Origin of the sequence: Ferriphaselus amnicola (assembly GCF_000974685.2) — a bacterium.
GTDB lineage: Bacteria > Pseudomonadota > Gammaproteobacteria > Burkholderiales > Gallionellaceae > Ferriphaselus > Ferriphaselus amnicola.
This window is the reverse complement of sequence record NZ_AP018738.1, coordinates 1,216,519-1,231,746: the sequence shown is the minus strand read 5'-3', so window position 1 is coordinate 1,231,746 and position 15,228 is coordinate 1,216,519. Positions and strand designations below refer to the sequence as shown.

Sequence of the window (15,228 nt, the reverse complement as noted above, 5' to 3'; positions counted from 1 at the left end):
CTTACAGCACCTCCGCCGCGTGGTCCGCCAACCTCGACCGTTCGCCGCGCATCAGGGTGACGTGGCCGCTGTGGTCCCAGCCTTTGAATCTATCCACCACGTAGGTAAGACCGGAGCTGCCTTCAGTCAGATACGGCGTATCGATCTGGGCGATGTTGCCCATACAGACCACCTTGGTGCCGGGGCCGGCGCGGGTGACCAAGGTCTTCATCTGCTTCGGTGTTAGGTTTTGTGCTTCGTCAATAATCAGAAACTTATTGAGGAAAGTTCGACCGCGCATGAAGTTAAGCGACTTGATTTTGACACGCGACTTGATCAGGTCGCGGGTGGCAGCCCGTCCCCAGTCGCCCGCGTCTGTGTTCTCGGACTGATTGAGTACGTCGAGGTTGTCCTCTAGTGCGCCCATCCACGGTGTCATCTTTTCCTCTTCGGTACCGGGCAGGAAGCCGATGTCTTCACCCACCGGCACGGTGACGCGGGTGATGATGATCTCGGCGTAGAGTTTCTTTTCTAGCGTCTGCCACAGACCTGCAGCCAGTGTGAGCAAGGTCTTGCCGGTGCCCGCTTGTCCCAGCAATGTGACGAAGTCGATATCCGGGTCCATCAGCAGATTAAACACGAAGTTCTGTTCGCGGTTACGCGCGGTGATGCCCCAGACGGCATTCTTTTGGTGGGTGTAGTCGGTCAGCGTGCGCAGAGTGGCGGTGTCGCCCTCTTGCGAAACCACCTTGGCGTAGAGCGGCGTACCGCTTTCCAGATAGACGAACTGGTTGGTGAAAAAAGCGGGACAGAGTGGGCCTTTGATCTTGTACCAAGTGTGGCCGTCCTGCTGCCAAGATTGCATGTCCTTGCCGTGGCTCTCCCAAAAGTCCTCGGGCAAACCCAGCACTCCGGTATAGAGCAGGTCGCTGTCTTCCAGCACCTTGTCGTTGAAGTAATCCTGTGCCTCCAGCCCCAGCGCACGAGCCTTGATGCGCATGTTGATGTCTTTGGAGACGAGGATCACCGAACGCTTGGGTTGCTCGATCTGTAGCGCCATCAACACGCCGAGAATGGCGTTGTCGGCCTTGCCGGATTCCAGCGTGGGCGGCAGTTCGTACTTGATGAACTGGGTTTGCAGGAACAATCGCCCAGTGGCGTTCTTGTTACCCAACTTATCCAAGAGGATGCCGTCTTCGATCTTGAGCGGCGCATCGCTGACCAGATCATCCAGATAACGGCTGGCTTGACGGGCGTTGCGCGCCACTTCGGTCATGCCTTTTTTCTTGTTGTCCAACTCCTCCAGCACGAACATCGGCAAGCAGATGTCATGCTCCTCAAAGCGGAACAAGCTGGTGGGATCGTGCATCAGCACGTTGGTATCAAGAACGAACAGCTTGGTATCGGAGCGGGTAGCTTTGCGTGTAGGCATGTTTTTATCCCAGTGTTTTGACGAATTGGAGAACTTCAGCAGCGTGGCCGTCCGCTTTGAGACCGCGCCATTCTCGACGCAGCGCGCCGTCTTGATCGAGCACGAAGGTGCTCCGTTCGATACCGCGCACTTGCTTACCGTACATCATCTTTTGCTTGATGACACCGAACAGATTACATGCGGTTTCTTCGGTATCGGATAGCAGGGCGAAGGGTAGGGTGAATTTGGCTTTGAAATTTTCGTGCGATTTAAGGCTGTCGCGCGAGATGCCGACCACTTCACAACCGGCTTGTTGAAACTCAGGATAAAGGTCTCGGAACTGCGAACTTTCCAGCGTACAGCCCGGCGTATTGTCCTTTGGATAGAAGTAGATCACGAGATTCTTGCCGCGCGCAGCGGCAAGCTGAAATATGGTTCCGCTGGTCGCGGGGAGCGTGAAATCAGGGAGTTGGGTCATCAGGCCTTTCCTTGTGGAGTGCGGGTGGGGCGGACTTTTTCGGGGTGCTCAGCGAAGTATTGGTCGTAGCAATCGCTACCGCAGAAATGCTCGACATACCCTGAACTTTCGGGCATCACGGCTGCACTTCTTGGCACTTCCTTGCGGCAGACGCAGCATTGAACCAGAGACTCGGTATTGGACGATACTGGCTTATTCATGGCGACCTCCTGATGGTTGGGACACGCCTCGATGGTACGACTTAGGCAAAGTCGGCGCAACCAAGTTATGGCTAGCCGCGCCTTTTATCGCTGAGCTCCGAGCTCGATCGCGCGTAGCCGCCCCTGTTCCAGAGCCACCGCATCTGGGCTTGCCAGCCAGCCCTGTAGATTGTCCAGTGTCAGCTTAGTCAGTGCACTTATCCAATCGGGTCGTTCATTCAAACAGGGGATGTAGTGAAACTCTCCACCGCCTGCATGCTGGAAATCCTCTTTGCCCTCTTGAGCGATCTCTTCCAAGGTCTCTAGGCAATCCGCAAGGAATCCGGGGCAGATCACATCGACGCGGCGGGTGTTAGCTTTGCCCAATTCTTTCAAGGTTGCGGTGGTGTAGGGTTGCAACCATTCAGCCTTGCCGAAGCGCGATTGAAAGGTGATGCGATACTCGTCACGACTCAGCCCCAACGCTTCGGCGATCAGCCGCCCAGTTTTATGACATTCACAGTGATAGGGATCGCCTTTTTCTAGGGTGTAGCGCGGCAGACCGTGGAAGCTCATCAACAGCATGTCCGGTCGGCCATGCAGCGTCCAATGGTCGCGCACGTTCTGCGCAGTCGCGGCGATGTAAGCGGCATCGTCGTGATAATGGCGTATGGTGCGCAGGGCAGGTGCATTACGCATCTTCTGCAACTGCGCGAACACTTCGTCGCAGGCCGTGGCGACCGTGCTGGCGGCGTATTGTGGGTACATCGGTACCAGCAGGATACGCTGACAGTTTTGCGCTTTTAGCTTCGCCAGTACATCGGGGATGGAAGGATTGCCGTAGCGCATGGCGTAATCCACCACCAATGGAGCATCAGGCACGATCTCGGACAGCTGTTTGCTCAGCAGCGCAGTTTGACGCTCGGTATGCACTTTCAACGGCGAACCTTCCGGCATCCACACGCTGGCGTATTTAAGCGCAGATTTCTTCGGACGGACGTTGAGGATGATGCCGTTGAGTATCATCCACCAGATCGGTTTGGGGATCTCGACTACGCGCGGATCGCTGAGGAACTGTTTGAGGTAGGGACGCAGTGCGGCGGCGGTAGGCGCATCCGGTGTGCCGAGGTTGACGAGCAGAACCGCCGTCTTTTCGGGCGTGCCGTGGGTGTAAGTGGGTTCAACGAGGTAAGCCATAGCAGTATCGAAAGATTTGTGATGCGGGATAATAACCTAGTGCGTCAGCCAGCCCCAACCTTGCTTGTAACAGGGCTAACCGCCTACCAGCGTTGAGAGCGTGATCAGCAGTAATACGATCAGCCAGAACACCAGTGTCCGCCAGACTAGACCGGTGGTGCTCTGCATAAAATCAGGATCAGCCTCATCGCCCGCACCCAACTCTGGCCGCTCAACGATCTGACCCGCTACGGTGATAGGCTGCCCCAGTCGCACACCGAGTGCGCCAGCGCCACTAGCCAGCAGGATACCAAGTTCCGGTTGCAGCCAATTTTTGGCCTGCGTGCGCCAGCAAAACACGGACTCTTCAAAATCGCCGACGATAGCGAACGTACCTGCGACCAGTCGCACAGGCAGCCACTCCAGCCAAGCATAGGCTCGTCGTGAAAACTGACCGAAGTCACCGTGATCGGAATCGTGCAGGCTCCCCCAGCGCTTATCCAGATATTGAGACAGCCGGTACACCACCGCACCTGCCGGCCCTAGGCCCAATAACATGCCGATGAGAAACCAAAGCATGACACCGAAGATATGCCGGTGTGCCGCCAGTAGCGCTTCTTCGATAGCGACTCGGGCGAGTTCGGGAGCACTGAGTTCGTAGCTGGGAATACCGCGCCAGATGGAGAGCAAAGTGGCGGCACGGGTATCGTCGCCGTCACGCAAAGCTTGGTGTATCTCGTTGAATTGCTGTGTGGACTGATGAAAACCCAGCGTCAGGTAAACGATGAGTATGCAGAACAGCAGGGCAAGTAGAGGGTGTAGGGCATCGAGTAGATTGAAGGCTAAGCTGATGCCCAGCAGAGGAAGTCCAGTCGCAGCCAACCAAGCCATTCTGCCATGCTGATGCTGGCCTGCATTGAAACGATGCTGAAAGAAATCAACATAGCCTTGTACCCAGTCTAACCGCAACCTGCGTGTGGCGAGAGGCTGCCATTGTTCCAAAAGTAAGGCGACGATGAGGGAGAACAGGCTCATGACAATCTGGGCTTGTGCGGAATGCGCGCAAGATAACACAAAGCTGTAACGGGTGGGGCAGCAGCCATCCTCTGAAGGGAGCCTCGAAAAATCGTAGCGAGCGGCTTGAGTGCAAGGCGCACGGAACGGAGCATCCGAGACATATCAATTAGATAGGCGAGGGGTGAGTACCGCGCAACGCCGCAATCGAGTCGCGCAGTAGATTTTTCGAGGCTCCCTGAAAGATGCTGCCCAGTGAGAGGCTAGACGATCATGCCTGCTGCGACCGTGTTGTTGGTCGCTTCATCGATGACGATGAAGCTGCCGGTGGCGCGGTCAGTAGCGTAGCTGTCGAACACCAGCGGCTGCTGCACCTTGATCGAAACTTGGGCAATATCGTTCATCGCCAGCTTTTCGACGGCGTGCAACTCCAGTGTGTTCACATCGATGCGGTGATCGAGGCTACTGAACAAACACTTGGCCGTGCGCGTGGTGTGCTTGACGATGTACTTGCGCTGTTTGTCCAACGGCGACTCCGACAGCCAGCACAGCATGGCGCGGAACTCCTTGGCGACATGCGGCGGCGTATCCGAGCTACGCACGAACAGGTCGCCCCGCGAGATGTCGATCTCATCTTCCAGTGTCAGCGTGACGGACTGCGGCGCGAACGCGGTTTGCAGCTTGCCGTCATAAGTAACGATCTCTTTCACTTTGGTTGTACGGCCCGATGGCAGCACGGTGATCTCATCGCCGACCGACACTTCGCCCGCCTCGATGCGCCCCATGAAGCCTCGGAAGTCGTGATGTTCGTCGGTTTGTGGGCGGCACACCCACTGCACGGGGAAACGGAAATCGGTGGTGTTCACGTCGTGGTCGATCTCGACGGTGTCGAGGAATTCGAGCAGGGCTGGGCCTTGATACCAGTCCAGATTGTCGCCCCTGTCCACCACCATGTCGCCGTTCAACGCGGACAGCGGGATGCAGACGGGATCGGCTATGCCCAACGGAGCGGCGAATCGACGGTATTCGGCCACGATCTCGTCGAAGCGCGCCTGCGAATAATCGACCATGTCCATCTTGTTCACCGCCAGCACCACATGCGGCACGCCGAGCAGGCTGGCCAGATAGGTGTGGCGGCGCGTCTGCGTCAGCACGCCTTTGCGCGCATCGATCAAGATGACGACGAGGTTGGCCGTCGAAGCCGCCGTGACCATATTGCGGGTGTACTGCTCGTGGCCGGGCGTGTCGCCGATGATGTATTTGCGGCGTGGCGTGGCAAAGTAGCGGTAGGCCACGTCGATGGTGATGCCCTGTTCACGCTCGGCTTGCAAACCGTCAGTAAGCAGCGATAAGTCAACCGCGCCCATGCCGCGCTTCTCGCTGGTCTTGGAAATCGCCGAGAACTGGTCTTCGAAGATGGACTTCGAGTCGTGCAGCAAGCGACCGATGAGGGTGCTCTTGCCGTCGTCCACCGAACCGGCGGTGATGAATCTTAGTAACTGTGTTGTGTCGCTCATGATTTAACCCTCAAATTTTTCCGCATCGTCATTCCGGCGCAGGCCGGAATCCAGCGGTCTTCTTCAATATGCCTTTGGGTGTTGTCCCGCTGCGCGGGATTTATTTTTAGACTGGATTCCGGCCTACGCCGGAATGACGATCTAGAAATAGCCTTCTTTTTTTCTCAGCTCCATTGACGCGTCTGAAGTCTGATCGTCCATGCGGGTTGCGCCGCGTTCGGTGATACGGGAGGTGGCGGTCTCTTCGATGATCTCGTCCACGTTACGGGCGGTCGATTCCACCGGTGCGGTGCAGGTCATGTCACCCACGGTGCGGAAGCGCACGGTCGCCACTTCGACCTTTTCGCCTGGCTTGGGCTGCACCAAGTGCGACACCGGGATCACGTTGCCGCCGCGACGGATGACTTCGCGTTCGTGCGCGTAGTAGATCGGCGGGATGTGCAGCTTTTCGCGACCGATGTACTGCCAGATATCCAGCTCCGTCCAGTTCGAGATCGGGAACACGCGGATGTTCTCGCCGGCGTGGACGCGGGTGTTATAGGTATCCCACAACTCGGGGCGCTGGTTCTTCGGGTCCCACTGACCGAACTCGTCGCGGAAAGAAAAGATGCGCTCCTTGGCACGCGCTTTTTCTTCATCACGCCGCGCTCCGCCCATGCAAGCGTCGAAGCCGAACTCCTCGATGGTCTCCAGCAGCGTCACCGATTGGAACGGGTTGCGCGGCTTGCTCTCGTCCTTGATAACGATGGTGCCACGTTTGATGGAATCTTCCAGCGAACGCACGATGAGGCGCTCACCCAGATCCTTCGCCAGCTTGTCGCGGCATTCGATCACTTCGGGGAAGTTGTGCTCGGTGTCGATATGCACCAGCGGGAACGGGAACTTGGCCGGACTGAACGCCTTCTCCGCCAGACGCAGCATCACGATGGAATCCTTCCCGCCGGAGAACAGCAGCGCCGGATTCTTACATTCCGCAGCGACCTCGCGCATGATGTGGATGGACTCGCTTTCGAGTGCGTCCAGATGGGTGAAAGTGTGTTTGCTCATATTCTTTTCTTTCAGTTGATTGCTGCAAATTTCAGTGCCGACGATTTGCCCACATGCAGGCCGCATTCCTTGCTATCGGCATCCTCCCACCACCAGCGACCAGCGCGAATATCTTCACCGGGCGTGACGGCGCGGGTACAGGGCGCGCAGCCGATGCTGGGGTAGAACTGGTCGTGCAGCGCGTTGTACGGCACATCGTTGGCCTTGATGTATTCCCACACCTCGGCGCTCGTCCAATCCAGCAGCGGGTTGAACTTTTGCAGGCCGTTGTCCACGTCGAAGGCAGAGACTTCCAGCGTGCCGCGTGTCACCGCCTGTTCTCGGCGCATCCCGGTGATCCAAGCGTGCTTGGTGGCTAGGGCACGGCGCAGCGGCTCCACCTTGCGCACGTAGCAGCAGGCCTTGCGATTCTCCACGCTATCGTAAAAACCGTTCACGCCGTGCTCGGTGACGAAATTTTCGACGTGAGCGGCTTCCGGGTAATAGACATGCAGCGGCAGCGTGTAATGTTTGCGCACCTCTTGCATCAGCTCGTAGGTCTGCTGCGGCAGCCGTCCGGTATCGAGGCTGAACATGGTGATGTTCAAGCCGCTCTCGGCGATCAGGTCGGTCAATACCATGTCCTCCGCGCCCAGGCTGTTGGCGAAGGTGACGGGTGCGTAGTCGCGCACGGCCGCTTCCAGAATGGCGAGGGTGCTTGCTATCTTGTTTTCCAATTGACTCATGTCATTCCTTTCAGATCGCAGGCAGCGCTTCGCTCAGGTCGAGCTGCTCGTCATGTTCGGTGGCATACGCGCCGACTAGGCGCGTCCACGCATCCACTTCCTGATTCAGGATGGCGAGATCGGCATCGCTGATCTCGTCGGGCTGGGCGAAGTTGCTAGTCAGACGGGCGAACTCGTCCGACACGGCACCCGGCACCAGATCGCGCAACTGTTCGGCCAGCAACTCCAGTTTGTCCAGACGCACACCGCCCAGCAGCTGAGCGATGCCACCGCCCAACAGACGCAGGATGGCGACGTTGCAATGCGCCGCTTCGGCGTATTTGCGCTGGAACACCAGTGCGTTGCGGTACTCGCGTTCGTGAGCTGCTTCGAAGAAGTTCGCACCGATCATTACTTGCGAAGCGCCCGCGCATTCACCGCCGCCCAGATTCAGTACGCGGAAATCGCCTTCGTCACCGTGGTCGCGCATCACCGATGCGGCTTCTTCCTCTTTGACCTCGATCACGTCGGCCAGCAGCGTCTTGAAATACGCCTCGTCCTGAGCGCGCACCCAGTCAAAGAAATTGGCTTCGCCACTGGCGACATGAGCCTCGGCGACCTTGGCGATGGCTGTTTCCACACGCGCAGCGGGAACTGCAGGGCCTTTCAGCGCCAGCGCACCGTGGCTCATGCCGCAGCCGCCGAAGTACATCTGGTAGTGCGGTACCAAACGGCCATGCAGACGCTTACCTTCGCCGTAGATACCGATGTCACCGGTCTCGGGCTGGGCGCAACCGTTGTGGCAGCCAGACACGCGGATGCGCAGATCCTTGATGCCGCCAGACAGCTTGGGCGCAACGATGGTGCTGGAGGTGATGCCCAGACGGCAGGTGGCCGCGCCGGGGCAAGCGACCACGCTGTCGCCGGTCTGCGGCAGGTTCAGCCCCGCCGCTGCCAGCGCTGCACGCAGCGACTCGACCTGTGCTTCCGCCACGTTGATGATGGCGATGTTCTGATCCTGCGTGGTGTGCACCTCATTCAGCCCGTGAACACGTAAGGCAGCCGCCAGCGCGTGCAATTGCACATCGGTGATCTCGCCCAGCGCTACCGAGATCGGTAGCACGACCAATCCTGCCTGACGTTGTGCGAACACTTTACGCGGTGCGCCGGGGCCGGGATGCTCGTTGCCGGTGGGCACACGCCATTCGCCTTGCGGGTAGGGCTGTTGTGCCAATGCGATGCGGGTGCGCTCGAATTCCTCGCGGTATTTGGTGATAAATCCTTCCTCACCAAAGCGTTCCACCAGAAACTTGATACGCGACTTCGCCCGTTTGGTACGGTCGGAATACTTGTTGTGCAGCGTCACCAAGGCTTCGATAGCGAACAGCAACTCACGTTCGGGCACGAATTCCGCCACCACGATGGCTTCGCGTGGCTTGTGGCCGAGGCCGCCGCCGGACTTGATCTTGAAGCCGTTCTTGCCGTCCTGCTTGACCGCGATCACGCCGATGTCGTGCAGCAGCGACTGGGCGCAATCTGCCTCGCAACCGGAAAAGCTCATCTTCATCTTGCGCGGCATCTGCTGGTTGAGCGGATTGCGCAGGAAGTGCTCGGTCGCGCCGTCCACATAGGTGCCGATGTCCACATGCTCACGTGGGCACACGCCCGCCAAACTGCATGCGCTCATATTGCGCACGGTGTTACCGCAGGCTTCGCGTGTGGTCAGGCCCGTGGGCGCGAGGCGACGCATCGCGGCGGGCATCTCGGCCAGCGGGATGAAGTGGATCTGGATCGACTGGCGCGTGGTGATGTGCGCGATGTTCTTCTGCGAATGACTGGTCACCACATCGGCCAGCGCGTCCAGTTGGTCGGCATTCAAACGCCCGCCGGGTACCTTGATGCGCAGCATGTTCACGCCTTGTTGGCGCTGGCCGTACACACCCTGATGCAGGCGGATAGCCGTGAAACGGTCGGCATCGATGTGGCCGTTAAAGAAGGTCTGCACTGCTTGCTCGAAGCGGGCGATCTCTTCCAGATCCGATAAGTTGTTTTGATTGATGCTCATGGTCTTATCCTTCTTCAGATTACTTGTAGAACAACAGTTTCGCGCCGATGATCAGCAGCATGGTGGCCAGCAGCAAGCGCAATACCTTTTCCGGGATGCGGGCGCTGAGGTGGCTGCCGATCCAGATGCCGGGCAGGGAGCCAAGCAGCAAGCTGCCCAGCAACGAGAAATTGACGGTGCCGAGTGCAGCGTGCCCCAAACCCGCGACCAGCGTCAGCGGCACCGCGTGGGCGATGTCGGTGCCAACGATCTTGACGGTAGCCATGCGTGGATAGAGGAAAAGCAACACTGCGCCGCCCAGCGCGCCCGCACCGACCGAAGAGATTGCCACCAGCGTGCCCAATACCACCCCGGTTGCCACCGTCGCGCCCGTCAGATGATGGGCATGGAGCTCAAATACAGCGCCATCCTTGCTGCGGCCCAGTTTTTGCAGCCAAGGTTTGAAATATAAGGCGAAGGCTGTGAGGATCAGCGCTACGCTCAACACACTGGTAATGAGTGATTTCAGACTTTTCTCATCCAGCGAGAGATTCTTCAGCAGCCACAGGCTGAACAGCGCGGCAGGCAAGCTGCCCAGTGCGAGCAGCTTGACCACACGCCAATCCACAGAACCTTTCTTGCCGTGGACATAGCTGCCGCCCATCTTGGTTAGCGCTGCATAGAGCAGGTCGGTGCCGACGGCTGTGGCGGGTGAGACACCGAACAGCAGCACCAGCAAGGGTGTCATCAACGAGCCACCGCCCACGCCGGTAACGCCGACGATAAGGCCAACGGTGAAGCCTGATAAGGTGTAGAGCCAGTCCATGATTGCCTTGGGGGTTGTGAATGGCGCGCATGGTAAGGCTGACTTAATAATCCACAAAGACTGATGTATTATTACCTAATGCGATTTAGTTATTAGGAATACGAAAATGAACCTTCAGCAATTACGCTATCTGCAAGAGATCGCCCGGCGCGACCTGAACATCTCGCAGGCGGCAGACGCGCTCTACACTTCGCAGCCGGGCATCAGCAAGCAGATCAAGTTGCTGGAAGAGGAACTCGGCATCGAGATCTTTGTACGCAACGGCAAGCGCATCGCCAGCATCACCGAGCCGGGCAGGTTGGTGTTGGACATCGCCCAGCGCCTGTTGCTGGAAGCGGACAATCTCAAACTGGTGGGGCAGGAGTTCCGCTCTCAGGACACCGGTTCGCTGACGATCGCCACCACGCACACGCAGGCACGCTATGCCTTGCCGCCGGTGGTGAAGCAGTTCATCGAGCGCTATCCGGGGGTGAAACTCAATCTGCATCAGGGCAATCCGACCCAGATCGCCGAGCAAGCTTTGAACGGCGAGGCCGACATCGCCATCGCGACCGAGGCGCTGGATCAATATGACGAACTGGTGACGCTGCCATGTTACGAATGGCATCACTGCCTGATCGTGCCGCAGGATCACCCGCTATTGAACGAAGACGAGTTGACGCTGGCCAAACTGGCCGAGTACCCGATCATCACCTATGACTTCGCCTTCAGCGGACGCAGCAAGATCAATCAGGCCTTTGAGGCCGAAGGGTTGACGCCGAACATCGTCTTGTCTGCCATCGACGCTGACGTTATCAAAACTTACGTCGATCTCGGACTGGGCATTGGTATCGTCGCAGAGATGGCCTTCGTGCCCGAACGCGATGTGCGCCTGCGTCGCTTGCCGCTCGATCATCTGCTTAAATCCAACGTGACTCGTTTGGCGTTGCGCCGCAACGAGTTCCTGCGTGGCTATACCTATCACTTCATCGAACTTTTCGCATCACACTTAACGCGAGATGTCGTCGTCAACACATTGAGGAAGAAGAAGGAAACTCTGCGAGAGTGAGAAATCCTAGCCCGCCTGATGAGCAGTTTCCCGCTGTTTTGAGGACAGCCTCAGCTTAAGAATGTGTTGGAAGCTTCCAGTAGCGCGTGCGTTTGGGCTTCGCAAGCGCGCAGGATATTGTCATCCAGTGCACCGAGCCAGACCTTCGGTATCGCCTCCAGTCCGTACAACGCGCCTGCCAGCATCCCAGCGATGGCACCGGTGGTGTCTGCATCGCCACCTCGATTGACCACGTCGATCAGGCATCCTCTGAAATCATCCGTGTCGAAGAAACTCTGGAATACGGCTTGCATCGTGTCGGCGACGTAGCCGCTGGGGTTGCTTTGCTGGCGCACGGCGCGGAATTTGAATTCGGGATGGCGAGCGGCGAGCGGGTGGGCGTGCCGGTGCAGTAATTCATTTTTGCTCGCACCGCGCAGTGCATCCTGCACCATCATCACCAGACACTCGCAGGCTGCATCAGACAGCGCGCAGTGGTGAGTGACGTGGGCTTGGGCGCGGCTGGCAGCGCGCACGGACTCCTCTGGCTGGCCGAGAGTGGCCAGTGCCACGGGCAGCAGGCGCATCGCAGCACCGTTGCCTGCGTCATGGTCGGAGTAGGGCGCTGCTGGGTTTCCCGTCTTGCGAAATTGCAGCAGGTTGCGCCGCACAGTGTTGCCGATGTCCACGGGCTTGGCGCGCATCCATCCGTCGAACGCCTGCGCCGCCGCTAGCGCATCGACCTTGCCCTGTTTGAGGATAGACTCGCCCAAAGCCAGCGCCATCGTGGTGTCGTCGGTGACTTGTCCCGGTTTAAGATGTAACCAGCCGCCGCCGATCAGCTGGTCATGCACTTGATATTTCGCCACGATCTCGCGCGGGGTCATGAACTCCACGGTCGAACCCAGCGCATCACCGATGGCGAGGCCGAGATAGGCGGCGACGGCATGGTCGGTGGCAATCATAGGCGGGCTACTCTTCCGGCCCGAAGCATTTCAGATAGTCAGTGCAATACTCACAACTCGGTGCGCGACAAGCGTTGATGCCTTCGCGTTCGCACAGTTGCTTGTAGAGGAATTTCTTCCACTTCATGTCGTGGACGTTCTTCGCCGCCAGCGCAGGGAAGTTGTCGTTCATCAGGCGACTGAGGTGCTCGCGTGACCACAGGCCGAGATCTTGCCAGAGGTGGTCACTGGCAAGACAGGCGGTGGCGACGATGTGAGCCATCCATAGCTCGGAAGAATCGCGTCCAGCGCGCTCGTCGAGTAGCAGTTGCAGCAGGTCGTCATGCTCGTTGGCACGCAGATCGGTGGTGTTCTCGGTGATGCGAATCACTAGCTCGATGCGGGGTGTTGAATTGCGTGTAAAACTGACCCACCAATTGCATTGAACTTTGACCCACCCTTGAATTATCTCTGAACGTTTCAAGTTGTGGATAGTTTTCTGTTTTTGCCCTCCTTTCCCGATTGAGTTGAACTGTTTCTGAAGCGGTAACTGTCGTTGCCGGACTCCACGATGTGGCAGTGGTGCGTCAACCTGTCGAGCAACGCCGTTGTCATCTTTGCATCCCCGAACACACAGCCCCATTCAGCGAAGCTTAAGTTGGTCGTGATCACAAGACTCGTGCGCTCATAGAGTTTGCCAATGAAGTGGAACAGTAATGCACCTCCCGCTTGGCTGAACGGCAGATAGCCCAACTCATCCAGAATCACCAGATCGGCATACATCATCCGGTTAGCAATCTGCCCCTGTTTGCCCGCAGCCTTCTCCAACTCCAACGCATTCACCAACTCAATGGTCGAGAAGAACCTGACTCGACGATGCTGATGTTGCACCGCCTGCACACCGAGTGCCGTCGCCAGATGCGTCTTGCCCGTGCCAGGGCCTCCGACCAGCACCACATTGTGTGCCTGATCCAAGAACTCGCATCGATGCAACTGCCGGATGAGTGCCTCGTTCACCACGCTCTGGCTGAAGTCGAAACTCGCCAAGTCACGGTAGACTGGGAAACGGGATGCCTTCATCTGGTAGGCGATAGAGCGTACCTCGCGTTCCGCCATCTCGGCCTTGAGCAAGGTACTCAACATCACTTGTGCACTCTGATAGGCAGGTGAACCTTGGCTAGCCAGTTCATCCACCGCCTGCGCCATGCCGTATAACTTGATGCTCTTGAGCGTGGTGATCATGGCTTCATGCTGCATGGCGCACCTCCCTCAATTGGTCATAGCGGCTAACGTTAGACTGCGGCTCGACCACGAGCGTCAGATGGGCCGGCGTATCAACAGGGGCTGGTGGTGCAGGCTCAATCAGTCGCGTCAGCAGATTGAGCACATGCTGCTTGGATGGCACACCGCTCTCTAGGGCCAACTCGACTGCTGTGAGCACGGCAGCTTCATCGTGCTGTAAGACGAGGGCTAAGATTTCTACCATCTCCCGATCTCCACCCAGTCGCTTGAGCAAGATGTTCTGCAAATGCTTGAAGCCTTCGGGTAGTTCAGCGAACGGTGCACCGTTGCGCAATGCACCTGGCTTGCGTTGAAGCACGCTCAGGTAATGACGCCAGTCGTAGATCGTCTGACCATGAGCATGCTTATTCGAAATCATCCGCACATGCTCGGCAATGATTTGAGATTCAGCTACGAACAACAGCTTGTCGGCATACACCCTCAGGCTGATGGGGCGGTTGGCATAGGAGGCCGGAACACTGTAGCGGTTACGCTCGAACATGACCAAGCAAGTCGGCGACACGCGTTTGACGTGTTCAACAAATCCATCAAATGGGCAGGACAGCGCCATCAGGCAAGGATGTTCGTCCGCATAGACATCTGCGATACGACGTTCCGATTGTAGGGGATGAGGGAGTTCTTTCCAGAGCGACAGGCAGCGTTGATGTAGCCAGTCATTGAGTTCATGCAGACTCCCAAACGCGGGGAGTTTGTTCCAGATGCGATGCCTTGCATCTTGTACGTTTTTCTCAATCTGTCCTTTCTCCCAACCGGAAGCTGGATTGCAGAATTCAGCATCGAACAGGTAGTGGCTCACCATGGCAGAGAAGCGGATATTGACGTCGCGTTGTTTGCCGCGTCGGACCTTGTCTACTGCGGTGCGCATGTTGTCGTAGATGCCACGCGCAGGCACGCCGTCGAAGACAGCGAAGGCATGGTTGTGTGCGTCGAACAGCATCTCGTGTGTCTGCAACGGATAGGCACGCAGATAGAAGGCTCGACTGTGACTGAGTTTGAAGTGAGCAATCTGAAGTTTGGTGCGTTCTCCCGCGATGACGGCCCAGTCTTCGCTCCAATCGAACTGGAAGGCTTCACCAGGTGCAAAGATGAGCGGAATGAAGGTGCCGCGTCCCGCCGTCTGCGCCTGTTCTTGTTGTTGCTGTCGCCATCGTTTAGCGAAGGCAACCACTCGGTCGTAGGAGCCTGTGAAGCCTAGCTGCACCAAGTCGCTGTGCAGTTGCTTGAGACTACGCTTCTGTTTGCGTCCTTTGCCAGCTTCGGTCTTTAGCCATGCAGTTAGCTTGACGGCATAGTCGTCGAGCTTGCTGGGGGTCTTACGCTTGGGGTACTTGGGCTCAACGACTTTGTTGGTCAAATACTTCCTGATGGTGTTGCGGGAGAGTCCGGTCCTTCGAACGATCTCTCTGATGGGCATGTTGTCGCGCAAATGCCAGCGCCTGATGCTGCTTAATATCGCCACGTTGATCACTCCTGTTTGTTCCCGCTCAAATATTGAGCAGGACAGTATCTATACGTGGGTCAAATTTGGATGCAATTTACTGCGCTAGGTGGGTCAGTTTTGGGTGCAATTCAACAGACAG

Annotated in this window: 15 protein-coding genes; 1 reads left to right on the top strand and 14 read right to left on the bottom strand. The window is 57.7% G+C overall.

Annotated elements, in window-relative coordinates:
* Position 1: 1 nt before the first annotated feature.
* From OYT1_RS05950 to OYT1_RS05905, 10 genes are all read right to left on the bottom strand, one after another.
* Positions 2–1,411 carry a PhoH family protein gene (locus OYT1_RS05950; RefSeq protein WP_062627044.1) on the bottom strand — a complete coding sequence of 470 codons (1,410 nt, stop codon included), beginning with the start codon at positions 1,409–1,411 and terminating at the stop codon, positions 2–4.
* A gap of 4 nt (positions 1,412–1,415) precedes the next feature.
* A complete protein-coding gene (locus OYT1_RS05945; RefSeq protein ID WP_062627043.1) occupies positions 1,416–1,868 on the bottom strand; it encodes a peroxiredoxin in 453 nt (150 codons plus the stop codon).
* Positions 1,868–2,068 (bottom strand): DUF3330 domain-containing protein, encoded by a 201-nt coding sequence (locus OYT1_RS05940; RefSeq protein ID WP_084612020.1) that lies wholly within the window; start codon positions 2,066–2,068, stop codon positions 1,868–1,870. Before OYT1_RS05940 ends, OYT1_RS05945 begins: the two co-directional genes overlap by 1 nt.
* An 84-nt stretch (positions 2,069–2,152) precedes the next feature.
* The gene (gene hemH / locus OYT1_RS05935; RefSeq protein ID WP_062627042.1) at positions 2,153–3,244 is read right to left on the bottom strand and encodes a ferrochelatase; all 1,092 of its coding nucleotides are present in this window, start codon (positions 3,242–3,244) and stop codon (positions 2,153–2,155) included.
* 75 nt (positions 3,245–3,319) lie between these two features.
* Positions 3,320–4,258 carry a CobD/CbiB family protein gene (locus OYT1_RS05930; protein ID WP_062627041.1) on the bottom strand — a complete coding sequence of 313 codons (939 nt, stop codon included), beginning with the start codon at positions 4,256–4,258 and terminating at the stop codon, positions 3,320–3,322.
* Between the two features lie 242 nt (positions 4,259–4,500).
* Positions 4,501–5,754, bottom strand: coding sequence for a sulfate adenylyltransferase subunit CysN (gene cysN / locus OYT1_RS05925; RefSeq protein ID WP_062627040.1), 1,254 nt, complete (start codon positions 5,752–5,754; stop codon positions 4,501–4,503).
* 141 nt (positions 5,755–5,895) lie between these two features.
* The gene (gene cysD, locus OYT1_RS05920) at positions 5,896–6,801 is read right to left on the bottom strand and encodes a sulfate adenylyltransferase subunit CysD (protein WP_062627039.1); all 906 of its coding nucleotides are present in this window, start codon (positions 6,799–6,801) and stop codon (positions 5,896–5,898) included.
* A gap of 11 nt (positions 6,802–6,812) precedes the next feature.
* Positions 6,813–7,526, bottom strand: coding sequence for a phosphoadenylyl-sulfate reductase (locus tag OYT1_RS05915; RefSeq protein WP_062627038.1), 714 nt, complete (start codon positions 7,524–7,526; stop codon positions 6,813–6,815).
* A gap of 10 nt (positions 7,527–7,536) precedes the next feature.
* On the bottom strand, positions 7,537–9,570 hold the full coding sequence (locus OYT1_RS05910; protein ID WP_062627037.1) for a nitrite/sulfite reductase: 2,034 nt from the start codon (positions 9,568–9,570) through the stop codon (positions 7,537–7,539).
* Between the two features lie 19 nt (positions 9,571–9,589).
* The gene (locus OYT1_RS05905) at positions 9,590–10,375 is read right to left on the bottom strand and encodes a sulfite exporter TauE/SafE family protein (RefSeq protein ID WP_062627036.1); all 786 of its coding nucleotides are present in this window, start codon (positions 10,373–10,375) and stop codon (positions 9,590–9,592) included.
* Positions 10,376–10,481: 106 nt separating this feature from the next.
* On the opposite strand from OYT1_RS05905, the gene cysB reads away from it, so the two are divergent.
* The gene (cysB, locus tag OYT1_RS05900; RefSeq protein WP_062627035.1) at positions 10,482–11,423 is read left to right on the top strand and encodes an HTH-type transcriptional regulator CysB; all 942 of its coding nucleotides are present in this window, start codon (positions 10,482–10,484) and stop codon (positions 11,421–11,423) included.
* 50 nt (positions 11,424–11,473) lie between these two features.
* Here cysB and draG read toward each other — a convergent pair whose 3' ends face one another.
* From draG to istA, 4 genes are all read right to left on the bottom strand, one after another.
* Complete coding sequence (gene draG / locus OYT1_RS05895) at positions 11,474–12,367, bottom strand: ADP-ribosyl-[dinitrogen reductase] hydrolase (RefSeq protein WP_062627034.1); 894 nt, start codon at positions 12,365–12,367, stop codon at positions 11,474–11,476.
* A gap of 7 nt (positions 12,368–12,374) precedes the next feature.
* On the bottom strand, positions 12,375–12,737 hold the full coding sequence (locus OYT1_RS05890) for a nitrogen fixation protein NifQ (RefSeq protein WP_232013234.1): 363 nt from the start codon (positions 12,735–12,737) through the stop codon (positions 12,375–12,377).
* Between the two features lie 89 nt (positions 12,738–12,826).
* A complete protein-coding gene (istB, locus tag OYT1_RS05885; RefSeq protein ID WP_062627778.1) occupies positions 12,827–13,603 on the bottom strand; it encodes an IS21-like element helper ATPase IstB in 777 nt (258 codons plus the stop codon).
* Positions 13,593–15,116: an IS21 family transposase gene (gene istA, locus OYT1_RS05880; protein ID WP_062627779.1), complete on the bottom strand. Its 1,524-nt coding sequence runs from the start codon at positions 15,114–15,116 to the stop codon at positions 13,593–13,595. Before istA ends, istB begins: the two co-directional genes overlap by 11 nt.
* Positions 15,117–15,228 lie beyond the last annotated feature (112 nt).